Raw genomic sequence first — 24427 nt, 5'->3', positions numbered from 1 at the left:
CGGTTCGGCGCGATTCGTGCTGACCTTCCATAACGGCCAAGGGGCGAAAGGGATGCGAGGAGTTTCGTAATATGCCTCCGCTGGACACCGCGCTGGTCGTCGTCGCGGGCATCGCCCTGTTCGCGGCCTTCGTGAACGGCGCGCTGGGCTACGGATTCTCCTCGCTGACCGTGCCGCTGGCGCTGGTCTTCTATTCCAATCGCGTCCTCAACCCCGCGGTCGTCGCGGTCGAGGTGCTGATCAACCTCTATGTCCTGGTGATCAACCGCAAGGGCGTGCCGGCGGTCTGGAAGCGGGTGTTGCCGATCCTGGTCGGCTTGCTGCCCGGCATCGGGCTGGGCGCGCTGCTGCTGGCATCGCTGCAACCCGGATGGGTCAAGCTCGTGACCTACGCCGTCATCCTGCCGCTGATCCTGATGCAGGCCGCCGGCTTGCGGCGACCGATCCGGTCGACCTGGGCGGTCGGCCTGCCGTTCGGCGGCGCGCTCGGCGTGCTGTATTCGCTCACCACCATCTCGGGCCCGCCGCTCGCCATCCTGTTCAACAACCAGGGCCTGGTGAAGGACGAGTTCCGCGGCGGCCTGGCGCTGGTCCGCGTCGTCGAATCGAGCGTGACGGCGGTCGTCTACTGGCACCTCGGCCTGTTCATCGGCGAAAGCCAGGCGCTGTTGCCGGTGCTGGTCGGCGCCACGCTGATCGGCATCCCGCTCGGCGCCTTCGCCATCCGGCGCCTCGACGCCGAGACCTTCCGGCGGATCTGCATGAGCTTCGATGCCTGGGTCGTCGGCTTCGGCCTGTCGCGGGTGCTGATCGAGCTCGGCCTGGTGCCGAGCCCGGAAGCCTACGGTTTCATGGCGGCGACCATCGCGATCGACGTCTGGCTGCTCTATCTCTTCTTCACCGCGAGACAGGCCGCGCGGCGGCGCGTAACGGGCTGAGCTCCGTCCGGCGGGCCGGCCTGCCCGCCCGGACGCCAAGAGTCCACAAGAGTCCACTCTTGTGTGGACCGGTTCGATGCCGATGGCATCAGCATTTTCGGCCTGGAGTCCACGAATCCACCGACACCCCCACCCCCCTGAAAAACACTCTATCCAGAGGCCCGGCAAGGCCGCGCGCAGGCAGCGGGCGGCCGCTTCGGGAGTGGTCGTAACATGGCGCATCATCATGCGCGCCACTGTGCACCAGGGCGCCTGCAACACCTATTATGGGCATGGAACCCGCGCATCGTTAGGCAAACGCAGGCGAATCGGCTGTTCCATTGCCCATAATGACGTCGCCCGCGAGCGCGAAATCGGGGCCGTCGATGCGCGGGGCGCGTTTTTCCCCGCAAATCGCGGGCTCGGCCACGGAAAATTTTACGCCAACCGAAAAAGAAATTTTCGGGCGAGCAGACATCAACAGGGAGCAGCTCTCAGTCGAACTCGAATCATCCGGCTCGAGGCCGTGGACGGTGTGGCGCGATTCATGCTGACCTTCGGCAACGGCGAAAAGGTGCAAGGATGGCGATGGACAAGGAACTGATGCACGCATTGGCCCGCCGGGCCGGCCTCGACAAGGCGCTGGCGGAATTTCCCGACGACGTCGCCGCGGCCGCCGACCAGGCGGCGACGGTGGTGGCGAGGATCAAGGCGCCGGAGGACCCGCGCGCCGAGCCATGGCCCGCGATGAAGCCGGGAGACGGGCTATGAACGTCGGCGCCGAGGCAGACCGGGGCCTGCACTACATGACGGCGACGGCGGCCGCGCACGCCATCGCCCACAAGCAGCTGTCGCCGGTCGAGCTGATGAAGGCGCATCTCGCGCGCATCGAAAAACTCGATCCGACGCTCAACGCCTTCATCCGGCTCGATGCCGAGAGCGCGCTCGAGGCCGCGCACGCCGCGGAGGCCGAGGCCGCGAACGGCCGCCTGCGCGGACCGCTGCACGGCGTGCCGGTCGGCATCAAGGACATCATCGATGTCGCGGGCCTGCCGACGACCTGCCATTCGAAGATCCTGCAGGACAGCCTGGCGACGGCGGACGCGGTCTGCGTCGGCAAGCTGCGTGCGGCCGGCGCGATCGTGGTCGGCAAGCTGTCGACGCACGAGTTCGCGATCGGCGGGCCGAGCTTCGACCTGCCGTGGCCGCCGGCGCGCAATCCGTGGAACCCCGGCCATCATCCCGGCGGCTCGTCGTCCGGCTCGGGCTCGGGTGTCGCGGCCGGCCTGTTCCCGATGGCACTCGGCACCGACACCGGCGGCAGCGTGCGCAATCCGGCGAGCTGCTGCGGCATCGTCGGCCTGAAGGCGACCTACGGCCTGGTCTCGCGGCGCGGCGTGTTCCCGCTCTCCTTTACCCTCGATCACGTCGGGCCGATGACCCGCACGGTCGAGGACAATGCGCTGATGCTGGAGGCGATCGCCGGCCACGATCCGCTCGATCCCGGCAGCACGGTGGCGCCGCACGGCCGCTACCGCGCCGCGCTCGATCGCGGCGCCAGGGGCCTGCGCATCGGCTTCGTGCGCCATTTCCACGAGGTCGACATGCCGGCCGAGCCGGAGGTGACGGCCGGGCTGGAGCACGTCATGCGCACGCTGCAGATGCTGGGCGCCGACGTGCGCGACATCCGGCTGCCGTCGCTGGTCGAGTTCGGCGCGGTCAATCGCGTGATCCTGCAGAGCGAGGCGTGGTCGATCCATCGCGACTGGCTGCAGAAGCGGCCGGGCGACTATGGCAAGCTGGCGCGGCGGCGGCTGATGCCGGGCGCCTTCTTCGGCGCCGGCGACTACGTATTGGCCAACAAGCGGCGGCTCGAGATGATCGCCGCGGTCAACGCAGCGCTCGCCGAGGTCGACGTGCTCTTGTGCGCGAGCTCGATGGACCCGGCCTGCCGCATCGACCAGCCGGCCGAGGTCGAGCGCACCTATCCGCGCCAGGCGCGCACGCCGTTCAACGTCACCGGCCATCCGGCGATCGCGATGATGGCGGGCCTGTCGTCCGGCGGGATGCCGCTGTCGGTGCAGTTCGTCGGCCGCTTCTTCGACGAGGCGATGCTGTACCGCGTCGCCCGCGCCTGGGAGCAGGCGTCCGGCATGGACAAGAAGCACCCGCCGATTTGACACGAGCGCGCCTGCGCGTTCGTGTCATCCCGAGCGCAGCGAGGGATCTATAGGCCGTGAGCATAGATCCCTCGCTACGCTCGGGATGACGCTCGTGTCGCGCAGGATGACAGGCCCATGAAAGACCACCCACCCGCCTATCAATCGACCACACCCGCACTGACCGTCGACAAGGCGTTCTACCGGCGCGTTGCGGAGAGCGGCGGGCGCACGCTGGTCGAGTCCTTCATCCTCCCGATCCGCAGCGGCCGGGCGTGGACGGTGCCGGCCGGCCATGTCTTCCGCATCGTCACGCCCGAGGGGCCGCAGGTCGGCGATCTCAACCTCTGGAACCGGCACAATCCGCGCGAGCGGCTATGGGCCTCGCGCACCCGCCAGCTCCAGGCGGCGCACGTCTCGGTGTTCGACCGGCTGTGGTCGACGCTCCCTTTCCTGCGGCCGATCGCGACCATCACCTCGGACAGCCTCAAGGACTACGGCATCGACGAGTTTGGCGGCCGCATCCACGACCTGCTGGGCACGCGCTGCGACCCCTACGTCAATCGCATGCTGACTGGCGAGGATTTCGACTTCCACTGCCATTCCAACCTGGTGCGCGCGGTGGCGCCGTACGGCCTGACCGAATTCGACGTGCACGACGTGCTGAACATCTTCCAGTGCACCGGCCTCAACCGCGCCGACAAGTATTTCATGCGCGCCAGCCCGGCGAGCAAAGGCGACCACATCGAGTTCTTTGCCGAGATCGATCTTCTCTGCGCGCTGTCGACCTGCCCCGGCGGCGACCTGTCGGTGCCGCTGTGGGGGCCCGACGCGCGCGACCCGATCGACGTCTGCCGGCCGCTCGGCGTCGAGGTCTGGGCCCTCGATCCGGTGCTGCTCGAGGGCTGGAAATCACCCGAATCGCCGACCTACAAGGGCGCGCATGGCATGAGGCTGGAGAAACCTAACTGGTAGAGCGGTGAGCCCTACGAACTTGCTTCGGCAATATGCTGATTAAGCGACTCGCGGACGACGTTCACTGAATCCACGAACTGTCCAAATTCCTCAGTGGTAAACGAGACGTATTGCGAATTTCCCGAGCTGAGCTGCGCGAGAACCACGTAGTAGGTGTTCCTGTCCTTCTTAAGTCGCACGGACATTACCGTCACGCCGTTGTTGGCGAGCGAATCCATCTGACCGACGACTTGGCCGGTCATTACGCTCTTCAGAGCCTTGAAAGCAGCCACAAGAGACTTCATTGCGACACTCGGGGTTGAAGGCGGGGAAGCTTGGTCAACCGCTGCGCCGTGTGCAAGGTCGATGTTGACGGGCGACAAGGAGCGCTCGCTGCACTCGGGATGACCCGAGGAGCCTTATCGGACGAATGAACTCTTCTCGCCCGAGCCACCTTGCCGGGCACCGGGGCAGAGGCAAGATAGGCATCATGAGCAAGAAGCAACTCCGCCTCGGCGCCTTCATGCGGCCGGTCAGCATCCATACCGCGGCCTGGCGCTATCCCGGCGGCACGCCGGATGCCAACTTCAACTTCAAGGCGCTGGTGCAGTACGCCCAGACGCTGGAGCGCGGCAAGTTCGACGCCTTCTTCATGGCCGATCACCTGGCGGTGCTGAACATGCCGATGGAGGCGCTGAAGCGCTCGGCCACCGTCACCTCGTTCGATCCGCTGACCTTGCTGCCGGCGCTGGCGCAGCACACCGAGCATCTCGGCCTGATCGCCACCGCCTCGACCACCTTCGAGCCGGCCTACACCATCGCCCGCCGCTTCGCCTCGCTCGACCATCTCTCGAACGGCCGTGCCGGCTGGAACATCGTGACGACGTCCAATCCCGACGCCGCGCAGAACTTCGGCATGGACGACCAGATGGCGCACGACGAGCGCTATGCGCGGGCGCGCGAGTATTACGACGTCGTCACCGGCCTGTGGGATTCGTGGGCCGACGACGCCTTCGTCCGCGACGTCGACTCCGGCGTCTATTTCGATCCCGCCAAGCTCCATGTGCTGAACCACAACGGCAAGTACCTGAAGGTGAAGGGCCCGCTCAACATTGCGCGGCCCGTCCAGGGCTGGCCGGTGATCGTGCAGGCCGGCGCGTCGGACGCGGGCCGCCAGCTCGCGGCGGAGACCGCCGAGATGGTGTTCGCCGCCGGCGGGCCGATCGCCGGCGCGCGCGAGTTCTACAAGGACGTGAAGGAGCGCGCCGCCCGGGCCGGCCGCAACCCCGACCACATCAAGATCCTGCCCGGCGCCTTCGTGGTGATCGGCGAGTCGCTCGACGAGGCGAAGGAGAAGCGCGCCCGGCTCGACAGCCTGGTGAGCTACGACAGCGGCATCGCCGCCCTCTCGATCGCGGCCGGCGTCGATGCGCGCAAGTTCGATCCCGACGGCCCGTTGCCCGAGCTGCCCGAGACCAACCAGAGCAAGAGCGGGCGCGAGCGGGTCATGGCGCTGGCCAGGCGCGAGGGGCTGACGGTTCGGCAGATCGCCGGACGCCTCGGCGGCTACGGCGGGCTCGGCATGCTCGGCACGCCGGCGATGATCGCCGACCAGATGCAGGAGTGGCTCGAAACCGGTGCGTCCGACGGCTTCAACGTGATGTTTCCCTACCTGCCGGGCGGGCTCGACGACTTCGTCGACAAGGTCGTGCCCGAGCTGCAGCGGCGCGGCCTGTTCCGCACCGAGTACGAGGGCAGGACGCTGCGCGAGAATCTCGGCCTGCCGCGGCCCGACAATCGATTCTTTTCCGCGACGGCGAAGGCCGCGGAATAGGAGGCAAACCCTCTCCCGTCATCGGGGGAGGTGTCGGCGTCTGCGCCGACGGAGGGGTCATGGGCCGCAGTCATGTTGTGGCTCATGACCCCTCCGCCCGCGTCTGACGCGGCACCTCCCCATCAGAATGGGGAGGGTTATCTCCCCGTGATCATCTTCAAGTCGATGGCGTAGCCCATCGCCGCATAGCCGGCGCGGTTGGGATGGAGCTTGTCGCCCGGCCCGCCGATCGAGGAGCTGGGCTGGTACGGCGCTTTCAGCTCGCCGGTCGCGGCGTCGAGCGTCGCCGCATCGAAATCGATCACGCCGTCGAAGTCCTTGCTCTCGCGCAGCACGTCGTTCAGCGCCTGGCGCTTGGCCTCGACCTCCGGCCGGCCGTGGGTCGGCGTGCTGTTCAGCGCCGTCGTGAGCGTCGCGGCGAAGATCTTCACCCCTGGGATCTTCTTGCGGATGTGCGCAACGCCCTGCTTGTAGCCGGCGATCACCGCGTCGACCGAAGTGTCGGCGGCGCCGAAGTCGTTGATGCCTTCGAGCCAGATCACCGACGCCACGCCCGGCAGGCTGATGATGTCCCGGTCGAGCCGCGCGATCGCGGCCGGCCCGCCGGGGATCGGCCTGGCGGCGTAGTCGGCAGGCGCCGGCCCCGCGACGCGGTTGCCCCCGATGCCCTGGTTCACGACGACGAAGGCATCGCCATAGACGGCATGCAGGCGGCGCGACAGCACGTCGGTCCAGCGGTCGTCGCCGTTGAGCGTGGTGCCGGTGCCGTCGGTGATCGAATCGCCGAACGCCACGATCACCTTGGTGCCGGCGCGAACGAACATCTCGAGCGCGTCGAGGAAATACCAGGAGGTGGACGAGAAGGGGAACGCGGCCTCGCCCTCGCCGGCGCCCTTCGAGCCGCTGCCGGGCGGGCTGACATAAGAGGTCTGCAGCGCCTTGGCGTGCCAGGTCATTGGCCCGCTGTCGCCCACGACATGGAAGCTGACGCTGAGCTTGCGGCCGCTCAGCATCGGATCGCCCAGTTTCACGAAAGGCAGCGGGACGGGATCGCTCATGACCCTGTCGCCGGGCATGATGCTGATGCTTTTCCTGCCCTTGAACAGCACCGGCGCGTTGGTGCCCGGCACGACGGCGCTGCCGCTTTCCTGCAGGCCGACGAAGACGTCGTCGAAATTGACCGGTTTCAGACCGAAGACATTGGACAGCCGGATGCGGGTCTGCGGCCCCCAGATGCCGGGCTTCACGATCAGGCGGAACGTCTGGTCCCGCGCGCCCTGCACGGGAATCGGAAAGGCGAACTTGAGCTCGGGCTGCGCCGTCGGATTGCCGATCGGATAGGGGCCGTGCGCCGCGCCGGTCCAGCTCGCCACCCATTGCTGCGCCTGGACGGGGGCTGCCGCGAACGCGATCAGGAACGCAACGCAGAGAGCCGGGCGCCTCATGACGTTCTCCGAAATGACCTCGTCGATCGGAGTCTGAGCGCCCGGCGCAGGCCGTGCAATCGAGGGCGGGGTGGTGAAATCCGTGACCGCGCCTTCAGCCGCGATGGGTCTCCAATCTTCTCGCCGCCGGGGCAGGCGCTCAAGCCGAGCAAGCTCTTTTGCAGCGTTTTCCGGACTCGGCCCGCTCGGTAAGGTGCGCCGCCACGGGGAGGGGGAAACGACATGTCCGGCTTCGAGATCGCCACGGCGAGCGCCGACGATGTCCTGCGCATCATGGGCTGGGCGAAGGACGAAGGCTGGAACCCCGCCAACACCGACTGGATCGCCTTCCACGCCGCCGATCCCGGCGCTTTCCTGATGGGCCGGCTCGAGGGCGAGCCGGTGGCCTGCATCTCGGTCGTGCGCTACGGCGCGGGTTTCGGCTTTCTCGGCTGCTACATCGCGCGGCCGGTGGTGCGCGGGAGGGGCTACGGCATCGAGATCTGGAACGCCGGCATGAAGCGGCTCGACGGCCGCAATGTCGGATTGGACGGCGTGCCGGCGCAGCAGGCCAACTACCGCAAGTCGGGCTATCGCCTCGCCTGGAACAACGCCCGCCATGAAGGCATGCCTGCCGCGGCGCCGATGCCGGCCGGCATCGGTATCGTCGATGCGCGCAGCCTGCCGTTCGACAAGCTCGCGGCCTACGACCGGCGCTTCTTCCCCGAGCCGCGCGACAGCTTCCTGGCGCCGTGGATCACCGCGCCGGAGCGCACGGCGCGGGTCGCGCTGAAGGACGGCGAGATCGTGGGCTTCGGCGTGACACGCGCGGCCGTGACGGCCTCGCGCATCGGGCCGCTCTATGCCGCGTCGCCGGAGTTGGCGGCGGCGCTGATCGGCGAGCTGGCGGCGGCGATTCCCGGCCGGCCGGTCGCCGTCGACATGCCGGACTTCAACGCGCCGGGCATCCGGCTCGCCGAGCAGCTCGGGCTGAAGCCCGCCTTCGAGACGGCGCGCATGTACACCGGACCCGATCCGGCGATCGATCGAGCGGGGCTGTTCGGCGTGACGAGCCTGGAATTCGGGTAACCTGACGCGCCTCCGAGGGAAACTAATTGCAGTTTCTTGTCCGGCGCGTCCGGCGCGTCCGCAAGCGTCCGGCCCGGGGGGTGGGGCCGGATTCCGGATTCTCGCGGAAAACCCTTATGGAATCGGCATCGGAGGCGTCCGGGCGCCAGCCGGTTTCGTCCGGAGTCCCGCGGCCGCGCGAGTCGAGACGACGCGCCTTCGGAGGGGCGCACCCCCGGTGGATCAGTAGGTCGTCGCCAGGTAATCGACGATCGCCGGCACGTCCTTCTCGTCGATCGGTGCGCCGTAGACCTTGATCATCTTGATGACCTCGGCCTGCCAGAAGTCCTTCTTGAACTTCGGGCCGATCGGCTGGGTCTGGACGTAGTCGGCCGAATGGCAGGCGCCGCAATTGCCCTGCACGACCTCGAGGTTGGGGCCGGGCTTGAACTGCGCGGTCTCGTCCGGCAGCGCGAAGTTGATCGGCTTGGCGGAGACCGGCAGCGCGATGGCGACCAGCAGAAGGAAGGCGAAACGTTTCATCGTGCTGCTCCCTTACGCCGCCGTCACGCGGACCGATTCGATCACGTTGCGCATGTAGCCGGGCGGGTTCCAGCCGGGCTTGTCCGGCTGCACCTTGCCGTCGTTGGCGGTGGCGCGGACCTTCAGCGCGTGCGCGCCGGCCGCCAGCGTGACCGGAAGGGTCCATTCGCGGAACGAGTACTTGCCGAGATCCTGGCCGAGCTTGGCCGCCACCCAGCTCTTGCCGTCATCGGCCGAGACGTCGACCGCCTTGATGCCGCTGCCGCCGTCGAAGGCGATGCCCTTGAGCGTCGTCTGGCCAGCCTTCACGCTGGTGCCGTCGGCGACGCTGGTGATGAAGGAGCGGACGTTGAAGCGGTTGATCGGCACCGTCGCCTTGGGCGCCGTGCCGGGCTCGATCATGGCGTTCTCGGTGTCGGGGATGCGATAGGCGCCCTTCATCCAGAAGCCGTCGTATTCTTTGTCGAGGACGGTGACCTCGTTGAGGTGCTTCATCCAGTAGGTGCCGTACCAGCCCGGCACGATCATGCGCACCGGGAAGCCGTTCAGCACCGGCAGGTCGGCGCCGTTCATCTGCCAGGCGATCATCACTTCGCCGTCGCGCGCGTGGTCGATGTCGAGCGCCTTGACGAACTTCGGCGTCTTGTCGATCACCGGCCCGTCGAAGCCCTCATAGGCAACCTGCTTGGCGCCGGCCTTGACGCCGGCCTGGTCGAGCACCGCCTTGAGCGGCACGCCGTGCCAGCGCGCATTGCCCATCGCGCCGTTGGCGAGCTGGCCGCCGGCGACGCGCGGCTCGGAGAAGCCGCGGCTGTTGCCCGAGCACTGGTTGACCGCGACCAGGTCGATCGCGGGCAGGCGCTTGAGGTCCGCGAGCTTGAGCTTCAGCGGCTTGTCGACCGCGCCCTTGATCTCGATCGTCCAGGTGTCGGGATCGATGTCGTCGAACGGGATGTTCGCCAGGTGATAGCGCACGAAGAACGCGTCATTCGGCGTGAGGACGCCTTCGTTGAACACCGAGAACGGCGTCTCGAGCTGCGGCGGCCGCTGGGTCAGGCCGATCATCGGCCGCTTCTGCGGATACTTCACGATCGGCCGCTCGCCGTTCTCGAACGGCAGCTTGATGGTGTCGGCCAGCGCCCTGAGCGGGCTCGCGCCAAGCGCCAGCGCGCTCGACGCCGTCATGAGCGTGCGTCTGTGGATCACATCGTTCCTCCCGAACCGTTATGCCGATTCTAGCCAACGCTTCGGCGCGGGACCAGTGCCAGCCACAGAGAGATCACCGTCGAGCCGATCGCGACGGCCTGCAGGGCGGACAAAGGTTCGTGAAGAACCAGCACGCCGCTGATGACGGCGACGATCGGGATGGCGATCGACGACAGCGCCGCGACCTGGGTCGGTAGGATCTTGACCAGGGCGAACCAGGTCGCGGTGCCGAGCGCCATCGGCACCGCACCGGTGTAGAGCGTCGCGGCGAGGGCCGCGGTCGAGGGCATGTGCTGCGGCCAGCCGTCGAGCACGACCATGCCCAGCGCCATCGGCGGCCAGCCGATCGCGACCTGCCAGAAGGTCAGCGACAGGCCCATGCCCGGCCAGGTCGTGCGCTTGACCACGAAGGTGCCGATCGCCCAGCAGAAGCCCGCGAACAGGCCCCAGAACAGGCCCTGCGGCGCGCTCGCATAGCTCCTGAAGTTCGGGATCATCAGCGCGATCACGGCGACCGCGCCGATCGCGATCGCCGCCAGCAGCCGGCCGTTGAGCGGCTGGCGATAGACCACGAAGCCCAGCAGCGCGACCCACAGCGGCATGGTGTAGGCCAGCACCGAGGCGTGACCCGACGGGATGTGGAGCACGGCGAGCGAGGTCGCGATGTTCCAGATGATCAGGTTCATCAGCGAGGCGAGGATCAGGGGCGGCCAGCGGCCCGCAGGGACCGTGAACGATTCGCCGCGCAGGCGCATCACCAGCCCGAGCACCACGAGCGCCATGCTGAGCACGCCGGTGCGGAAAGTGGCGACCGGCAGCTCCTGCAGCGCGATGTGGAACAGGGGCCAGTTGGTGCCCCAGACGAGCGTCAGCGCCGCCAGCAGCGCCAGCACCTTGAAGGAGACCTTGCGCACGAAGGGGGCTACGCCTGGTGCTCGTCCGGCGCCTGGAGGAAGCAGCCGTCGATGCGCCAGCTGCCGTCGGGCAGTTGCGTCATCGGGTAGAAGGCGGTGACCGGCCGGCCGTCGGGGCCGACGACATGGACCTTCTGCGCCGGCTGGCCGTGCAGGTCGACAATCTCGCGGAAGTCGAAGACCCTGGGCCGATAGACCGGCTGGTAGCCCTGCCGCACCATGTCCATGAAGATGTCGGCGCTGCCGAACATCCGCTGGATGCTGGGCGAGGCGAAGCCGAAGGCGGCGTCGCCGTCGTCGCGGCGGAAGGCCTCGACCTGGCGGCCGATCACGTCGCGGATCGCCGCCCGGTCGGCATCCGACAGCGCGGCATCCTGGGCCGCCGCCGGAACGACGGCCAGGGCCAGGAGCAGCAGGGCGAGCAGGCGGGCCACCATGGGACGGGGAGCTTAACGCCCGTTCGCAGCCTGCGAGAACGGAAATTGGGCCGAAATTCCAGCACGTCCCCGGCCTTGCATCGCCGGGGCAATTTCATTAGGTTGCGCGCCTTCGCCGACCCCCTCGCGGGGCGGCGGCCTGCGCGCCCGTAGCTCAACTGGATAGAGCATCTGACTACGGATCAGAAGGTTAGGAGTTCGAATCTCTTCGGGCGCGCCATTCTTTCAACGCTTAGGCTCTCGCCAGGCTCGGCCCGGCAACGCCTGAGCCTGCATTACCACTACTCTCTCACCAGTCTCGATACATGCTGAGGTGGCGGCGCCGTCACGCGCGATTCATCCGGCCAAGGCGGGTAGCCAGAAGAAGTACGCATTGAGCATGTAGAGGCCCGACAAGACGAGGGTAACACCACCGGCAGTCTCGAATAGACGCCGATATCTATCCAGGCCGCGCAAATTCTCGAGCCAACCGATGCTGATCGCGCCTATGGCCACCGGGAGGGCGCGTCCGACCGCGAAGGCGAGCAAGAGCAGCGCGCCAAGCCAAGGAGACGCCAATCCCACGGTCGCCCCAAGAAGGACAACGAGTGCAGGGGTGCAAATCGGGCAGATCGCAATGGAAAATATTGCACCAAGAACAAAGGCACTCCAGACCGCTGAAGGCCGACTCGCTTTCAGCGCAAACGCCGGCAGTGGCAGGCGCAGCCAGCCCGCCCACATCAGACCAAGCACAATGAGAAATGGCCCAAGCACGAGTCCCCACTCGCGCCCCAGCAGCGCCGCCACCCATCCGCCACCAAGCCCTGCCACAAAGCCCATAGCGGCGTGAACGAGCAGCATGCCAACGATAAACATCGTTCCAAAGAGGATGGCCTGCTTCTTCTCGCGGGCTTTCGTCACGTACGCGAGCGACACGGGGATAGAGGCCATCGCCACAGGATTGAAGCTGAAGAGAAGGCCAGCCAGGAATCCCACCCCGATCGCCGCCAAACCGGCCTGGGCGACTGCCTGCTGAAGAGCCTCCGGCTCCATCTCAACTCCCAGAAACAGTTCGGCGTAGAAGTGCGGCGCGCAACTGCTGCGGACTCGGCAAGGCCGAAAAGACAAGCTCGCCGTCGATCACCATGGCCGGCAAGGAAAGCACGCCCCGCTCGACGGCATGGTCCATCTCGTCGAGCACATTGATCTCGCACCATTCGACGTCCGGTCGCGCCGCCATCGCAGTGGCCTTCAGGTCCTCTCGTGCCGCCGCGCACTTGCTGCAGCCTGGGGCATGGAACAGCTCGACCTTCATCCGTCAGTGCGCATTTTCCATTGTCTGCTCCAAGGCCGCCAGGATCGTACATTCAGCCACTGGACGCCCCTTGCGGGTGCAATCGGCGATCAGCCGGTCAAGCGCTTTGGACATCGATGTCATGGCCTTGATCTTGTGTTCGAGCTGAAGCTTCTTCTCGATCGCTTGGTTGCGTACATCGTCGCAGCACGCGCGATCGCTGGTACGGAGTGTCAGAAGGTCCCGTATCTCAGCCAAGGTGAAGCCGCACTGCTGCGCTTGCTTGATGAACCGAATGCGCTTCACGGAGTCCTGGTCATAGAGGCGATAGCCGCTTGCACTCCTGGTTGCGGGCGAAATCAGGGCTTCCTCCTCGTAGTAGCGCAGGGTGTCGGCGCTGATTTCTGCGAGTGCTGCGAGCTTGCCGATCGTCAACATTCCCGACCTCCTGGGCGAGTCTAGACCTTGGAGTATACCCCAAGGTCAAAGCCCACTGAGGTCGCCGGATTCACGCACCCTGCGGCAAGGCGGCGGCAATGGGCCGCCCGACGCTGCCGATCGCCTCGAAAAATAGCCGTGGATTGCCCCAGAGCGAGTTGATGAAGATGGCGGTGACGCTCACCGCCATCGCGACCATGGCCCAGATCGGGTGGATAAGGCCGGTCGCGGCAAGCGGGATACCACCACCATTGAACATGAAGGCCAGGACGACGTTCTGAACCATCTTGCGATAGCTCCGGCTGCTGATGTCCCGCGCTTCGGAGAGAGCACTCAGTCGGTTGGATAGGATGATGATGTCCGCCGACTCCAAAGCGATATCGGTGCCGCCGCCCATGGCAATGCCGATATCGGCTTGCATCAAGGCAGGGGCATCATTTATGCCGTCGCCGACCATTGCCACGCGGGCATCGGCCTGCAGCCGGCGCACGATCGCGGCCTTGTCCTGTGGCAGAACGCCGGCATGCACGTCGTCTATGCCGACCTCCCTGCCAATGCGTCGTGCCGCCCGCTCGTTGTCGCCCGTGACAAGAACTGTCGAGAGGCCAGCCTTGCACAGGGTCGCGACCGCCGAAGCGGCGTCCGGCCGAACCGTGTCGCCCACGGCGACGATGCCCAGCAACCGCCCCTCTTTCGCTACGGCGATAACAGTGCGGCCGGCTGCTTCGAGGGCCCCAGTCTTCTCCTCAAGGGTGCCGAGGGCGACATTCCGCTCCGACATGAATCGGGGGCTACCAACGATCACCTCCGCGTCGCCAATGCGCGCGATGACACCTCGTCCGGGGAATGCTTCGAAGGCCTCCACATCCGGCGGCGTGATCGAACGCTCAAAGGCTGCTTTGACAAGTGCCTGGGCGAGCGGATGCTCTGATCGGGTTTCCGCCGCGGCGGCTACAGCGAGAAGCTCGTGCTCTTGTCCCGCCAGCGCTTCGATTTCTCGCACCGTGGGGCGCCCCTCGGTCAGGGTTCCCGTCTTGTCGAGGACGATCTTCTCGACGAGGCGAAAGCCCTGGAAGGCCTCGCCCGTCCGCATGAGGACGCCACGCTCTGCTGCCTGGCCTGCGCCGCGAACAATGGACAGCGGTGCCGAGATGCCGACGGCGCAGGGGTAGCCCATGACCAAGACACTCAAACCGGCAAAGACGGCACGCTCCACGTCGGCGTGGCCGGTGCTCAGCCATGAGCCGATCAGCCAGCCGACGACAGCCAAGGCTGCAACGATCAGGACGGTCGGCGTGTAAATGCGCAACACACGATCCACCAGATGGAGGATTCCGGGTTTCAGCGCCCGCGCGTCCTCGACATGGCGGATGACATGCTGGAGGAAGCTGCCTTCGCCTACGGCCGTTGTCTTCACCAGCAGCGTGCCGCTGCCGTTGATCGAGCCGCCGATGACAGGATCACCCTCTCGCCTTTCGACCGGAAGAGACTCGCCGGTCACCAGTGACTGATCGACCCCCGAGTAACCGCTTACGACAACGCCGTCGGTCGGAATGCGCTCGCCGGGGCGGATGCGCACATGGTCGCCAATTTTTACCTCCTCAATCGGAACTTCGAGCTCCTGGCCGTCGCGGACGACGCGGGCGGTCGCGGGCCGAAGGTCGAGCAGCCGTTTCACGGCCTGCGAGCTGCGGGTCTTGACGATCAGCGACAGCCACTCCGAGAAAATGTGGTAGGTGCCGACCATGACCGACACCGAAAAGAACGCGGCAGTCGGATAGTCAGGCCTGTCCAGGAGCAGGCCGATGATACCGCCGGCGATGCCGGCAAAAGCACCGATCTCGAGCAGGACGTGTTGATTGAGGATGCCACGCCGCAAGGCTTGGAAAGCCATGCGCAGGATGTGCTGGCCCACGCCGAAGACGAGGACCAGAGCAAGAGCGCCGGCGAGCCAGGGCGCGACCGAGGTCAGATGTCCTGCGAGATTGAGATAGAGCAGTGAGAGGGCCATGACCGCGAGACCTGCTGCCGCGCCGACCGCCGCCCACAAGCCCGTCGACCGGAGGACGAAAAACACAAAGGCCCCGAGGCTGAGGCAGACCAGCGCCGGCAGGAAGCCGATCCATCCTACTGTCGGATCGGCAATGATCGGAATCGTCGCGACCGTAAGGACGACGGCAAGAACAAACCGCCGCGCCTCGTGGACCAGGTCACGTTCCTCTTCCTCGTAGGCCCTGAGCTTGCGCGGATCGGAGATCGTGTAGCCGATGTCCTTCAAGGTCTGCAGCAGCTGCTCGGGCCGCGCGATGGATGGATCGTATTCGACGAGCGCCTGCTCGTGCGTGAGGCTGACCGCGACCTTGTCGACTCCTGGCATTCGACCAAGCGCCTTCTCGATGGTGCCGGTACAGAGCGAGCAATGAAGGCCGCCGATGCGAGCGCGGATTTTCCGCCGATCCGGTCGGCCTGCCGGTTCCTCGCTCCAGGGTCGGAATGGCGCCGAAACGCTTTCTGCAATGCTCATGTCAGCCTCCCTCGGAATCGCGTCCGACGACGCGGAATCCCGGCTGCTGAACCACTGAAACCAACTGGTCTTCGCGAGTCGTGTTCGGGTCGTAGAGAATGCGGGCCCGACTTTCGTCGAAGGAAACCGAGACTGCCTGCACACCCGGCTGCTTCTCGACCAAGGACTTGATGGTTTCGGCGCAGCCACCGCAGTGCATGCCCTCGATCTTCAACGTGTCCGTCTTCATCTGATCGCTCCCAATCGAACCAAGCGGATGTTAGCGCTTGGAGTTAACCCCAAGGTCAAATGAGGAATGGAGAAGCGTTGTGTTTCACGACTGCGGAGTGCCGAGCAATGTCCCCAGATAGTGGTATTGGACATCATATCATTCAGTGATAATATGTTTATATGACCTTACAAACCCGCCGCACCCGCGCCTTCACCCCGATGGCGGAACATGCCCGGCCAACCGCGCTGCGGCGGAAGGCCGAAACGATGGCGAAGCTGTGCCGCGGCCTCTCCGATCCTTCTCGCCTGTCGATCTTGGAGGCACTGCGTTCGGGCGCCCTGGCCGTCGGTGAGATCGTGGCGTTGACCGGCCTGGCTCAGTCCAATGTCTCCAACCACCTCGGGTGTCTCTATGACTGTGGCCTCGTCCGGCGCGAGCAGGAGGGCCGCTTCGTCCGCTACAGCCTGAGCGACCCGCGCGTCGAGATGCTGCTTCGTCTCTCCGAGGAACTCCTGGCTGATCGCGCCCGCGGTGTCATCGCCTGCACACAGATCGGCGGCGAGGAGGAGCCATGCTGAAACGCACCGAGACGACATCCGCCGCGCCGGCCGAAGGGTGCTGCAATGACTCTTGCGGCTATTCCACAGGCGTTACGTCGCCTGGCCCGAAGCCGGCCATGGGCTCCGACGCGGACTGTGGCTGTCAGGAGACGCTGCCCGTCGGCCTTTCGGCTGCCGCTTGCGCCGATGAGGCTTGCGCTTGTCATGCAACTCCTGACGACGCGGGCACCTCGAGCAACCGCCTTGCCGGGCTCTCGAGTACCCTGCTTTGGGGCTTCGGCCTGGTGCTTGGCATTGTCGTGCTTCTGGCCGTCCTCGGCGAGTGGTTCGGCCTGCTCGACCGTCTGGAGGATTTCGTTCCGTGGCCAGTCTGGACCACTGTTGTGGTGCTCGGCGGCTACCCGATCTTCCACAACGTGATGCGCGCGGCGCTCCGGCGTCGGATCACGTCGCACACCTTGATGACCGTCGGCATGCTTGCCGCGGTTGTCACAGGGCAGTGGGCCGCCGCTGTGCTGGTCGTGTTCTTCATGCGCCTCGCCGATCAGATCGAGCACTACACGGCAACACGCGCGCGGCGCGCGGTGCGTGACCTGACCGCAATGGCGCCCGAGACCGCGCGCATCGAGCGGGACGGATCAGAGATAGAGGTGCCGATCGCACAGGTGCAGGTCGGCGACATCGTGGTGGTCCGACCAGGTGAGAAGATCCCGGTCGATGGGGAGGTGCTCGACGGTCAGGCGACCGTCGACCAAGCCGCCATCACCGGCGAGTCGATGCCCGTCGAGGCTGGGCCGGGGTCCCGGGTCTTCGCCGCCAGCTTCGCTCGCCTTGGAAGCATGCGGGTGCGGGCAGCCGGTGTCGGCGCGGACACGACCTTTGGTCGGGTCATCCGGATGGTCGAGGAAGCCGAGCGCCACAGGGCCCCGGTGCAGCGGATCGCTGACAGGTTCGCGACCTGGTACCTGCCATTCGTCATCGCCATCGCCATCCTCACCTTCGCGGTGAGCCACGACCCGCTCGCGACGGCTGCGGTGCTGATGGTTGCCTGTTCCTGCTCCTTCGCCATGGCGACGCCTGTGGCGATGATCGCCTCGATCGGCGCCTCGGCGCGCCGCGGCCTGCTGATCAAGGGCAGCAAGTATGTGGAGCTGTTGGCCAAGGCCGACGTCGTGCTGCTCGACAAGACCGGCACGCTCACCCTCGGCAAGCCTGCCATCACCGACGTGGTGGCCCTCGACGAGGCGTTCGACAGTGACGGCCTGCTACAGCTCGCCGCGACTGCGGAGCGCTATTCGGAACACCCGCTCGCCGCGGCCGTGCGCGAAGTCGCCACGGCGCGAGCGTTGCGTCTCGGCGATCCAAGGGAGTTCCAGGCGATGCCGGGCCAGGGCGTGTGCATGCGGGCAGCGGACGGCGCGGTCATTTCGGTCGGCAGCCGGCGCATGCTGCCGGAACATGCGATCCCACCGATCGCAGCCAAGTTCGAGGCTCAGGGCAAGACGCTACTATTCGTTGCGCGCAATAAATCAGCGATTGGAATGCTGGCCGCGCGGGATGTCATGCGCGCGGAAGTCCCGGCCGCGCTGGCCGAACTTACGACGCTCGGCATCGTGCGCATCGAACTGTTGACCGGCGACAACGAACGCACGGCCGCGGCTCTGGCCGGCACGCTCGGCATCGCTTACCGCGCCAACTTGCTTCCCGAAGACAAGATCGCGATCGTTAAGGCGCACCAGGCCGAAGGGCGGGTCGTCGTGATGGTGGGCGATGGTGTCAACGACGCGCCGGCGCTGGCGCAGGCCGATGTCGGCATTGCCATGGGCGCCGCCGGCAGCCCGGTCGCGATCGAGGCAGCTCACATCGCCCTGATGCGCGAGGACTGGCGACTTGTTCCCGAGGTCTTCCGTATTGCCAAGCGTACCATGCGCGTTGTCCGCCTGAACCTTGGTTTCACTATGGTCTACAACCTGACGGGACTCGCGCTCGCCGCTTTCGGGCTCCTGCCGCCGGTCTTTGCGGCCGCAGCCCAGTCAGGCCCGGATTTCGGCATCCTGGCAAACTCGACACGCCTGCTGCGCCACACGAAGGGAGACCGGACGGTGGTTTCGTCCGCCGCTGAGGCAACGAAACCTGCGCCGCGGGCGCCGACGAGCTTTGCCGGCGTGCCTCGCCATCGCGCACCGAGCGTCCGGTCGTAGGGAACGTGTCCCGTCAGACGCAGGAAATTGGCGATCGAGTATGAGTTCCTCAGGATCGCCTGCGACGCGCCGGCGCAGCAGGAACTAACATTCAGTGAAAACTTGGCACATCTCTTCCTTTACCCTTGGAAGCCGGTCGGTCGGATGGATTGCAGGCGCGCTCCTCTTGTCCGTTGCGGTTGCTGCGTTCTACCTGGGGTTCGATTGGAACCAAGGCCTTCGCGTTGATCCGACGAATGTCGCTCAAGTCGAGCTCGGCAAGCGGATTTACATGGAGGCTTGCGCGAGCTGTCACGGCGCCTCCCTGGAGGGCCAGCCAAATTGGCGAAAGCGACTACCGAGCGGGAGATTGCCAGCGCCCCCTCATGATGCGTCTGGTCACACCTGGGAACATCCCTACGAGGCACTCTTCAGGACAGTGAAGTACGGGCCGCGAGCATATCCCCCTGGATATCAGACCGACATGCCGGCATTCGAGAACCGCCTGACCGACAGCGAAATCGCCGCGAGCCTGGCGTTTATCGCGAGCACTTGGCCCCGCGAAATTCGGGCCAAGAGAGCCCGCATGGATGCTCGTCCGCAACATTTGCAGTGACGGGTGTGAACCGCCCCGGGTTTGCCGGAGGCTGTTTGCTTTGAGTCACGCCGCCATGGCTGGTTGGTCCAGCATGGCGTAGTAGTACTCTTCGGCCTCGGCCGGCGGGATGTTGCCGATGGGCTCCAGCAGCCGGCGATTGTTGAACCAATCGACCCATTCCAAGGTCGCGAACTCGACGGCTTCGAACGACCGCCACGGCCCGCGCCGATGGCTGACCTCGGCCTTGTAGAGACCGTTGATGGTCTCGGCCAGAGCATTGTCGTAGCTGTCGCCGACGCTGCCCACCGACGGCTCGATGCCGGCTTCGGCCAGGCGTTCGGTGTATTTGATCGAGACGTATTGGCGGCCTCGGTCGCTGTGATGCACGAGCCCGCCGCGATGGAGGGGCCGCCGGTCATGCAGAGCCTGCTCCAGGGCGTCGAGCACGAAGCCCGCGTGCGCCGTTCGTGACGCACGCCAGCCAACGATCCGCCGCGCGTATGCATCGATGACGAAGGCGACGTAGACGAAGCCCGCCCAACTCGCCACATAGGTGAAGTCGGAGAGCCACAGCGCATTCGGGCGCTCCGCCTTGAACTGCCGATTGACGTGGTCCAACGGACACGGCGTCGCCTTGTCACTGATCGTGGTTCTGACCGGCTTGCCGCGGATCACGCCCTGCAAACCAATGGTTTGCATCAGCCGTGCCACCGTGCAGCGGGCAACGTCGTGGCCCTCACGCTTCAGCTGCCGCCAGACCTTGCGCACGCCATAGACCCCGAAGTTCTCCTCGAACACCCGCCGAATCCCTGGAATCAAGGCGTCATCCCGCCTCGCCCGCGGCGACAATCTGGACGGATCAGCGCGCTTGGCGGCATGCGCATAGTAGGTCGAGGGGGCGATCGGCAGCACCCTGCAGATCGGCTCGACCCCATAGGCCCCGCGGTGATCGTCGATGAAGGCGATCATGGCTTGTGTCGGCGGTCGAGCTCCGCCTGGGCAAAACACGCGCTCGCCTTGCGCAAAATCTCATTGGCCTGGCGAAGCTCCCGGTTCTCCCGCTCGAGCGCCTTGAGCCTGGCTGCCGTGTCGCCGGTCAGGCCAGGCTTGTGCCCGCCGTCGCGCGCGGCCTTCTTCACCCACTCGTTCAGCGTCTGCGACGTGCAGCCTATCTTGCCCGCTATCGAGACGATCGCCGCCCACCGCGACGCATGCTCAGGCTCGTGATCCAGCACCATCCGCACCGCACGGTCGCGGACCTCAGGCGAAAACTTGTTCGTTGTCTTGCTCGTCATGGCTCCACCTTCTCAGGAGTTGGAGCCTCCGACAAACCCGGGCCGGTTCAGCTTTCTGCTGTGATCCGCAGTGAGAACGAACAGGGGAAGTCCGTCGCACGCGCTCAGACGGGCGACTCATGCGCTCCGCCCCTCGGCCTCGTAGGCCAGTCGGATATTGAGAGCCGCAGCAGCTTGGTCGGACGTTACAGCGGCGTAGCAATTCAGGACTTGGTCGATCGTGTCGGGCTCGTGGCCCGTGATGGCACGGATCGGCTCACGCGGGACGCCAGCGAATGGTTCAGCGTGATGCAAGTGTGTCGCGTCGTGCGCATCGTTAGGTTCTTCGTCGGCAGCCTCAGAGCATCCTCGGGATTGAGGCCGACGTAGTAGCGCGTCTCGGAGCTTGAGTGCTTCCTGGCGAGACGACACGCCGTTGCCCTGGCGGCAGCGACCTCCGCACAACCGTTGAGATGAACGCGCCACGCACCTCGCCGATCGGAATCCGATCGGGCCGCAGCGAGATGTCGATCTCTCGTACTCAGGACAGATCGATACCTCGTCCAACCCTCGGCCGGCCGCCATACGCGACGCCGGTGGGGGCGGGCCTCCGGTCGGGCTACGCCCTCCTTTCGACCCACCCTCACCGGCGCTTTCTCATCCTGATTGTCGCTCAGTTCTCACCTTGATTGTCGCCGTGCAGCCTTTCTCTCTTGTGCGCGATCGGACCAGGTACGCTGCGGGTGCGCCTAGGCCTGGGCAAAGTCGAAGCGGCTCGCGCCGCGCCTTACGCTCGCTCCCTCTCCCTCCGGCTGTGCCCTACGCTGCGCCCGGTTGCGATCGCTGGCGGGTGGAGGAGGCATGGGCCCGGCGGCGCTCGCGTGCCTATTGGGCCGACCGGCCACCCTACCCGGGGGAAAGACAGCGAGCCCGTGCTGCGATCGGTCGCTCACATGCGGACTCAAAAACGTCCATGAACCCCCAACGTGCTCCCGAGGCTCGCTCAACGTGGTCCTAGGGAGACCCTCAGGGGCAACCGGGGCGGCCCAGCAGGTGCATTGAGTGGGCATGACAGCCGAGCGACAGACCAAGCGCCACCGCGGCATGTCAGCACTCCCCTGCCGTGGCGAAGCCGATGCAGGCGCCCGGACATGACAGGCCGGCCAGCGCCTGGCCTCCGCCGTGGTCGGACAGGAGCGCGGCAAACAGCAGGAAGAGATAGGCGATGGAGAACACGAACAGGCGCTGGGCCACCTGCGCGTCGCCTTCGCGACTTCTGTTGAGCCGCAACGCGATGCCAACGAAGAGCGCGCCGCAGATGGCTGCGATCGCGCCATAGAGCGCACCAGCAAGCCCCAGCCCGCACGGCAGCAGCGAAGCCGGGAACAAGAGAAGGCTGTAGAGCAGGATCTGCCGCTTGGTCGCCCTGCGGCCGGCGACGACCGGAAGCATGGGTACGCCCGCGCGCGCATATTCGTCGCTGCGATTGAGTGCCAGTGCCCAGAAATGGGGCGGCGTCCACAGAAACACGATCAGGAACAGCACTAGCGACTCGAGCGCGATATCGCCGGTGGCTGTGGTCCAGCCGATCACCGGCGGCAGTGCGCCGGCGGCCCCGCCGATGACGATGTTGTGCGGCGTGCGCCGCTTCAGCCACACCGTGTAGACCACGACGTAGAAGAGGATCGTGAAGGCGAGCAACCCGGCCGCCACCAGATTCGTGGCGAGCGCAAGCACGACGACGCTGCTACCGGCAAGGACAAGCCCGAACGCAAGCGCTTCGCCCGGCCCAACCCTGCCACTGGGAAGAGGCCGACTCGCGGTGCGTGTCATGAGGGCGTCGATGTCGGCGTCGTACCACATGTTGAGCACGCCGGCGGCGCCGGCTCCCGCGGCAATGGCAAGGACTGCAATGCACGCGCTCAGCGGGGCGAGATCACCGGGAGCAATGGTCAAACCGACGATGGCGGTGAAGACGGCGAGCATCATCACTCTGGGCTTCGTCAACGTGACGAAGTCAGCCAGGCGGCGGCGTTGCTTCGAGGCAAAAAAGGAGGTGCTTTCCATCGCCTGTTCCTGATTGGCATCGCAACGAGACATACGCCTTGGCCGTCATCGCCCGACGACGAAGAAGGCCAGCCGGCTGAACAGCGTATAGTTCGATTCGAAGACCATGATCCCGACGAAGACCAAGACCAGCGTCGGCGGGACGATGATCGCGTAGAGCAGCGCCAGGCGCTCCCAAGCCATGTGCATGAAGACCGCGACGATCAGGCTGGCCTTCAGGACCATAAAGAGCAGGATCAGCCCCCAGCGCAGATAGCCGACAAGGCCGAAATAATCGACCAGGTAGGAGCAGGTGCTCAGGACGAACAGCCATCCCCACACCACCAGATACAGCTTGATCGGATGATGTTGTTGCGCCTCGATGCGGGCCACCTGTGACATGTCGGCGTCTCACCAGAGATAGAACAGCGCAAAAATGAACACCCAGACGAGATCGACGAAGTGCCAGTAGAGCCCCGTGATCTCGACGACCTCGTAGTTTCCCTTCCGGCTCGTAAAAAAGCCGCGGCGCTCCCGGTCGAAGTCGCCCCGCCAGGCCTTGCGGGCCATGATGATCAGAAAGATCACACCGATCGAGACGTGCGTGCCATGGAAACCCGTGATCATGAAGAAGCTCGAGCCGAACTGGGCGGCGCCCCAGGGATTCCCCCACGGCCGAACGCCTTCCGCGATCAGCTTCGACCATTCGAACGCCTGCATGCCGACAAAAGTCGCGCCGAGCAGCGCAGTCGCCAGCATCAGGATCGCTGTCCTCAGGCGGTCACGGCGATAGCCGAAGTTGACGGCCATCGCCATCGTGCCGCTGCTACTGATCAGTATGAAGGTCATGATGGCGATCAGGATCAGCGGGATGTGGCGGCCGCCGATGTTGAGCGCGAAGACCTCGCTCGGATTGGGCCAGGGTTCGACGGTCGACATCCTGACCGTCATGTAGGACAGCAGGAAGCAGGAGAAGATGAATGTGTCGCTGAGGAGGAAGATCCACATCATGGCCTTCCCCCAGGAGACGTTCTTGAAGGCCCGCTGGTCGGATGACCAGTCCGCCACGATCCCTTCCCAGCCGGCAGGGCGGCTGATGCCGGCTCCCGGGTCGGTTCGCGGCAGGTCGACCATCGATCCCTCTTAGGTCAGCAATCCGCGACAGAACGCGACGAGATCGTCCGTCCAGCGCATGAGGAAACTGAAGAGGACGAGCCAGACCAGGAGCAGGAAGTGCCAGTAGACGGCGCAGAGCTTCACGCTGCGGGCGAGGGCGCCCAACGCCCGCGGCGTGCATGCCGCGGAGAGGACAACCGCCTTGATGGTCGTCCGGCATAGCGCAACAAGCCCACCCAACACGTGCAGGCCATGGAGCGCGGTGAGCAGATAGAAGAAGGCGATTGATGGGTCGGCGGCCGTGAAACGGCCCGAGGCGGCGAGTTCGCGCCATGCCAGCAACTGCCCCGCAAGGAAGCCGAATGAGGCGGCACCGGCGGCGAACAGGCCGAATCTGATCGCGTCATGCTCGCCCCGACGGGCGGCGATCACGGCCGTCTGCAAGGAGACGCTGCTCATGATCAGCAGGCCCGTGCTGAACCACAGCACGGTCGGCATGGGCAGCGACTGCCAATCCGCCATGCCCTTACGCATGGAGTAGGCGCTGACGAGGAGCGAGAACAACGAGCCGGCGACGACGAGGAAGGCTCCAAGGCCGATCCCCGTCGGGCGGACCGATGGTTCTGCGCCACGCGCGTCGCCGCTCACCCCGACCTCCAGCCAGGGCTTGGCGGTCAGCCCCTGACGTGACAGCCACCAGCCGGCAAGAATCGCGATCAGGGCGATGAAGATGACGGTCACGACCATGGCG

Annotated in this window: 26 protein-coding genes, 1 tRNA gene and 1 other annotated feature; of the genes, 10 read left to right on the top strand and 17 right to left on the bottom strand. The window is 65.9% G+C overall.

Features of this window, described 5'->3' with window-relative positions:
* Nucleotides 1-71 precede the first annotated feature (71 nt).
* The gene (locus tag J0J01_RS08455; RefSeq protein ID WP_296379825.1) at nucleotides 72-938 is read left to right on the top strand and encodes a sulfite exporter TauE/SafE family protein; all 867 of its coding nucleotides are present in this window, start codon (nucleotides 72-74) and stop codon (nucleotides 936-938) included.
* Nucleotides 939-1227: 289 nt separating this feature from the next.
* Here J0J01_RS08455 and J0J01_RS08450 read toward each other — a convergent pair whose 3' ends face one another.
* Complete coding sequence (locus tag J0J01_RS08450) at nucleotides 1228-1497, bottom strand: hypothetical protein (RefSeq protein WP_296379824.1); 270 nt, start codon at nucleotides 1495-1497, stop codon at nucleotides 1228-1230.
* Between the two features lie 8 nt (nucleotides 1498-1505).
* On the opposite strand from J0J01_RS08450, the gene J0J01_RS08445 reads away from it, so the two are divergent.
* From J0J01_RS08445 to J0J01_RS08435, 3 genes are all read left to right on the top strand, one after another.
* Entirely contained in the window at nucleotides 1506-1688 is a 183-nt protein-coding gene (locus J0J01_RS08445) for a hypothetical protein (protein WP_296379823.1), read from the top strand.
* Nucleotides 1685-3097, top strand: a complete 1413-nt coding sequence (locus J0J01_RS08440) for an amidase (RefSeq protein ID WP_296379822.1) — start codon at nucleotides 1685-1687, stop codon at nucleotides 3095-3097. The genes J0J01_RS08445 and J0J01_RS08440 overlap by 4 nt, the downstream gene beginning before the upstream one ends.
* Nucleotides 3098-3214: 117 nt before the next feature.
* Nucleotides 3215-4051 carry an urea carboxylase-associated family protein gene (locus tag J0J01_RS08435; protein WP_296379821.1) on the top strand — a complete coding sequence of 279 codons (837 nt, stop codon included), beginning with the start codon at nucleotides 3215-3217 and terminating at the stop codon, nucleotides 4049-4051.
* Between the two features lie 11 nt (nucleotides 4052-4062).
* Here the strand turns inward: J0J01_RS08435 and J0J01_RS08430 are convergent, their stop codons facing one another.
* The gene (locus tag J0J01_RS08430) at nucleotides 4063-4293 is read right to left on the bottom strand and encodes a hypothetical protein (protein WP_296379820.1); all 231 of its coding nucleotides are present in this window, start codon (nucleotides 4291-4293) and stop codon (nucleotides 4063-4065) included.
* A 227-nt stretch (nucleotides 4294-4520) separates the two neighbouring features.
* Between J0J01_RS08430 and J0J01_RS08425 the strand changes: the two genes are divergently transcribed.
* Nucleotides 4521-5864, top strand: coding sequence for an LLM class flavin-dependent oxidoreductase (locus J0J01_RS08425; RefSeq protein WP_296379819.1), 1344 nt, complete (start codon nucleotides 4521-4523; stop codon nucleotides 5862-5864).
* A gap of 137 nt (nucleotides 5865-6001) precedes the next feature.
* Here J0J01_RS08425 and J0J01_RS08420 read toward each other — a convergent pair whose 3' ends face one another.
* Nucleotides 6002-7309, bottom strand: a complete 1308-nt coding sequence (locus tag J0J01_RS08420) for a GDSL-type esterase/lipase family protein (RefSeq protein WP_296379818.1) — start codon at nucleotides 7307-7309, stop codon at nucleotides 6002-6004.
* Nucleotides 7310-7531: 222 nt separating this feature from the next.
* On the opposite strand from J0J01_RS08420, the gene J0J01_RS08415 reads away from it, so the two are divergent.
* Nucleotides 7532-8377 (top strand): GNAT family N-acetyltransferase, encoded by an 846-nt coding sequence (locus J0J01_RS08415; protein WP_296379817.1) that lies wholly within the window; start codon nucleotides 7532-7534, stop codon nucleotides 8375-8377.
* A gap of 222 nt (nucleotides 8378-8599) precedes the next feature.
* On the opposite strand, the gene J0J01_RS08410 is transcribed toward J0J01_RS08415, so the two are convergent.
* Genes J0J01_RS08410 through J0J01_RS08395 form a run of 4 tightly spaced genes read right to left on the bottom strand, consistent with a single transcriptional unit; the run spans nucleotide 8600 to nucleotide 11456 of the window.
* Nucleotides 8600-8899 carry a cytochrome c gene (locus tag J0J01_RS08410; RefSeq protein ID WP_296379816.1) on the bottom strand — a complete coding sequence of 100 codons (300 nt, stop codon included), beginning with the start codon at nucleotides 8897-8899 and terminating at the stop codon, nucleotides 8600-8602.
* A gap of 12 nt (nucleotides 8900-8911) precedes the next feature.
* Entirely contained in the window at nucleotides 8912-10105 is a 1194-nt protein-coding gene (locus J0J01_RS08405) for a molybdopterin-dependent oxidoreductase (protein WP_296379815.1), read from the bottom strand.
* 29 nt (nucleotides 10106-10134) lie between these two features.
* Nucleotides 10135-11019, bottom strand: coding sequence for a DMT family transporter (locus tag J0J01_RS08400; RefSeq protein WP_296379814.1), 885 nt, complete (start codon nucleotides 11017-11019; stop codon nucleotides 10135-10137).
* An 8-nt stretch (nucleotides 11020-11027) separates the two neighbouring features.
* A complete protein-coding gene (locus tag J0J01_RS08395; RefSeq protein ID WP_296379813.1) occupies nucleotides 11028-11456 on the bottom strand; it encodes a DUF4864 domain-containing protein in 429 nt (142 codons plus the stop codon).
* 143 nt (nucleotides 11457-11599) lie between these two features.
* Here J0J01_RS08395 and J0J01_RS08390 point away from each other — a divergent pair.
* Nucleotides 11600-11676: transfer RNA gene (locus J0J01_RS08390), tRNA-Arg, on the top strand.
* A gap of 116 nt (nucleotides 11677-11792) precedes the next feature.
* Here the strand turns inward: J0J01_RS08390 and J0J01_RS08385 are convergent.
* The 5 genes from J0J01_RS08385 to J0J01_RS08365 all read right to left on the bottom strand — a co-directional run bounded on the left by J0J01_RS08385 (nucleotide 11793) and on the right by J0J01_RS08365 (nucleotide 15920).
* Nucleotides 11793-12488 carry a cytochrome c biogenesis protein CcdA gene (locus tag J0J01_RS08385; protein WP_296379812.1) on the bottom strand — a complete coding sequence of 232 codons (696 nt, stop codon included), beginning with the start codon at nucleotides 12486-12488 and terminating at the stop codon, nucleotides 11793-11795.
* A 1-nt stretch (nucleotide 12489) separates the two neighbouring features.
* Nucleotides 12490-12750: a thioredoxin family protein gene (locus tag J0J01_RS08380; protein WP_296379811.1), complete on the bottom strand. Its 261-nt coding sequence runs from the start codon at nucleotides 12748-12750 to the stop codon at nucleotides 12490-12492.
* Between the two features lie 3 nt (nucleotides 12751-12753).
* Nucleotides 12754-13167, bottom strand: a complete 414-nt coding sequence (locus J0J01_RS08375) for a heavy metal-responsive transcriptional regulator (RefSeq protein ID WP_296379810.1) — start codon at nucleotides 13165-13167, stop codon at nucleotides 12754-12756.
* Nucleotides 13168-13237: 70 nt separating this feature from the next.
* Nucleotides 13238-15691 carry a cation-translocating P-type ATPase gene (locus J0J01_RS08370; protein ID WP_296379809.1) on the bottom strand — a complete coding sequence of 818 codons (2454 nt, stop codon included), beginning with the start codon at nucleotides 15689-15691 and terminating at the stop codon, nucleotides 13238-13240.
* 1 nt (nucleotide 15692) lies between these two features.
* Nucleotides 15693-15920, bottom strand: coding sequence for a heavy-metal-associated domain-containing protein (locus J0J01_RS08365; RefSeq protein ID WP_296379808.1), 228 nt, complete (start codon nucleotides 15918-15920; stop codon nucleotides 15693-15695).
* A 200-nt stretch (nucleotides 15921-16120) separates the two neighbouring features.
* Between J0J01_RS08365 and J0J01_RS08360 the strand changes: the two genes are divergently transcribed.
* The 3 genes from J0J01_RS08360 (at nucleotide 16121) to J0J01_RS08350 (ending at nucleotide 19258) form a co-directional block, all read left to right on the top strand.
* A complete protein-coding gene (locus tag J0J01_RS08360) occupies nucleotides 16121-16480 on the top strand; it encodes a metalloregulator ArsR/SmtB family transcription factor (protein ID WP_296379938.1) in 360 nt (119 codons plus the stop codon).
* Nucleotides 16474-18663, top strand: coding sequence for a cation-translocating P-type ATPase (locus J0J01_RS08355; protein WP_296379807.1), 2190 nt, complete (start codon nucleotides 16474-16476; stop codon nucleotides 18661-18663). The genes J0J01_RS08360 and J0J01_RS08355 overlap by 7 nt, the downstream gene beginning before the upstream one ends.
* Before the next feature lie 94 nt (nucleotides 18664-18757).
* Nucleotides 18758-19258, top strand: coding sequence for a c-type cytochrome (locus J0J01_RS08350; protein ID WP_296379806.1), 501 nt, complete (start codon nucleotides 18758-18760; stop codon nucleotides 19256-19258).
* Between the two features lie 45 nt (nucleotides 19259-19303).
* Here J0J01_RS08350 and J0J01_RS08345 read toward each other — a convergent pair.
* The 5 genes from J0J01_RS08345 to J0J01_RS08325 all read right to left on the bottom strand — a co-directional run bounded on the left by J0J01_RS08345 (nucleotide 19304) and on the right by J0J01_RS08325 (nucleotide 24423).
* Nucleotides 19304-20535, bottom strand: a protein-coding gene (locus J0J01_RS08345) for an IS3 family transposase (protein ID WP_296379805.1) whose coding sequence is annotated in 2 segments (ribosomal slippage) — nucleotides 19304-20247 and nucleotides 20247-20535 — 1233 coding nt in all. Because the reading frame shifts where the segments join, the coding sequence is not laid out codon by codon here.
* Nucleotides 20135-20251 (bottom strand) — a sequence feature (AL1L pseudoknot). (Overlaps the previous gene by 117 nt.)
* A gap of 1086 nt (nucleotides 20536-21621) precedes the next feature.
* Nucleotides 21622-22581 carry a heme o synthase gene (locus J0J01_RS08340; RefSeq protein WP_296379804.1) on the bottom strand — a complete coding sequence of 320 codons (960 nt, stop codon included), beginning with the start codon at nucleotides 22579-22581 and terminating at the stop codon, nucleotides 21622-21624.
* Between the two features lie 45 nt (nucleotides 22582-22626).
* Nucleotides 22627-22962, bottom strand: coding sequence for a cytochrome C oxidase subunit IV family protein (locus J0J01_RS08335; protein WP_296379803.1), 336 nt, complete (start codon nucleotides 22960-22962; stop codon nucleotides 22627-22629).
* A 9-nt stretch (nucleotides 22963-22971) separates the two neighbouring features.
* Nucleotides 22972-23694 (bottom strand): heme-copper oxidase subunit III family protein, encoded by a 723-nt coding sequence (locus J0J01_RS08330; protein ID WP_296379802.1) that lies wholly within the window; start codon nucleotides 23692-23694, stop codon nucleotides 22972-22974.
* A gap of 9 nt (nucleotides 23695-23703) precedes the next feature.
* Complete coding sequence (locus J0J01_RS08325; RefSeq protein ID WP_296379801.1) at nucleotides 23704-24423, bottom strand: cytochrome c oxidase subunit 3; 720 nt, start codon at nucleotides 24421-24423, stop codon at nucleotides 23704-23706.
* Nucleotides 24424-24427 lie beyond the last annotated feature (4 nt).

This window comes from Reyranella sp. (assembly GCF_017305915.1).
Taxonomy (GTDB): domain Bacteria; phylum Pseudomonadota; class Alphaproteobacteria; order Reyranellales; family Reyranellaceae; genus Reyranella.
This window is presented reverse-complemented; position numbering and strand designations above follow the sequence as displayed.

Coding starts and splice junctions, on each gene's coding strand:
- J0J01_RS08360 (WP_296379938.1), top strand. CDS start 16,121: ATGGCGGAACATGCCCGGCCAACCGCGCTGCGGCGGAAGGCCGAAACG.
- J0J01_RS08410 (WP_296379816.1), bottom strand. CDS start 8,899: ATGAAACGTTTCGCCTTCCTTCTGCTGGTCGCCATCGCGCTGCCGGTC.
- J0J01_RS08440 (WP_296379822.1), top strand. CDS start 1,685: ATGAACGTCGGCGCCGAGGCAGACCGGGGCCTGCACTACATGACGGCG.
- J0J01_RS08330 (WP_296379802.1), bottom strand. CDS start 23,694: ATGGTCGACCTGCCGCGAACCGACCCGGGAGCCGGCATCAGCCGCCCT.
- J0J01_RS08365 (WP_296379808.1), bottom strand. CDS start 15,920: ATGAAGACGGACACGTTGAAGATCGAGGGCATGCACTGCGGTGGCTGC.
- J0J01_RS08425 (WP_296379819.1), top strand. CDS start 4,521: ATGAGCAAGAAGCAACTCCGCCTCGGCGCCTTCATGCGGCCGGTCAGC.
- J0J01_RS08385 (WP_296379812.1), bottom strand. CDS start 12,488: ATGGAGCCGGAGGCTCTTCAGCAGGCAGTCGCCCAGGCCGGTTTGGCG.
- J0J01_RS08325 (WP_296379801.1), bottom strand. CDS start 24,423: ATGGTCGTGACCGTCATCTTCATCGCCCTGATCGCGATTCTTGCCGGC.
- J0J01_RS08355 (WP_296379807.1), top strand. CDS start 16,474: ATGCTGAAACGCACCGAGACGACATCCGCCGCGCCGGCCGAAGGGTGC.
- J0J01_RS08370 (WP_296379809.1), bottom strand. CDS start 15,691: ATGAGCATTGCAGAAAGCGTTTCGGCGCCATTCCGACCCTGGAGCGAG.
- J0J01_RS08335 (WP_296379803.1), bottom strand. CDS start 22,962: ATGTCACAGGTGGCCCGCATCGAGGCGCAACAACATCATCCGATCAAG.
- J0J01_RS08435 (WP_296379821.1), top strand. CDS start 3,215: ATGAAAGACCACCCACCCGCCTATCAATCGACCACACCCGCACTGACC.
- J0J01_RS08340 (WP_296379804.1), bottom strand. CDS start 22,581: ATGGAAAGCACCTCCTTTTTTGCCTCGAAGCAACGCCGCCGCCTGGCT.
- J0J01_RS08420 (WP_296379818.1), bottom strand. CDS start 7,309: ATGAGGCGCCCGGCTCTCTGCGTTGCGTTCCTGATCGCGTTCGCGGCA.
- J0J01_RS08395 (WP_296379813.1), bottom strand. CDS start 11,456: ATGGTGGCCCGCCTGCTCGCCCTGCTGCTCCTGGCCCTGGCCGTCGTT.
- J0J01_RS08455 (WP_296379825.1), top strand. CDS start 72: ATGCCTCCGCTGGACACCGCGCTGGTCGTCGTCGCGGGCATCGCCCTG.
- J0J01_RS08415 (WP_296379817.1), top strand. CDS start 7,532: ATGTCCGGCTTCGAGATCGCCACGGCGAGCGCCGACGATGTCCTGCGC.
- J0J01_RS08380 (WP_296379811.1), bottom strand. CDS start 12,750: ATGAAGGTCGAGCTGTTCCATGCCCCAGGCTGCAGCAAGTGCGCGGCG.
- J0J01_RS08445 (WP_296379823.1), top strand. CDS start 1,506: ATGGACAAGGAACTGATGCACGCATTGGCCCGCCGGGCCGGCCTCGAC.
- J0J01_RS08375 (WP_296379810.1), bottom strand. CDS start 13,167: ATGTTGACGATCGGCAAGCTCGCAGCACTCGCAGAAATCAGCGCCGAC.
- J0J01_RS08430 (WP_296379820.1), bottom strand. CDS start 4,293: ATGACCGGCCAAGTCGTCGGTCAGATGGATTCGCTCGCCAACAACGGC.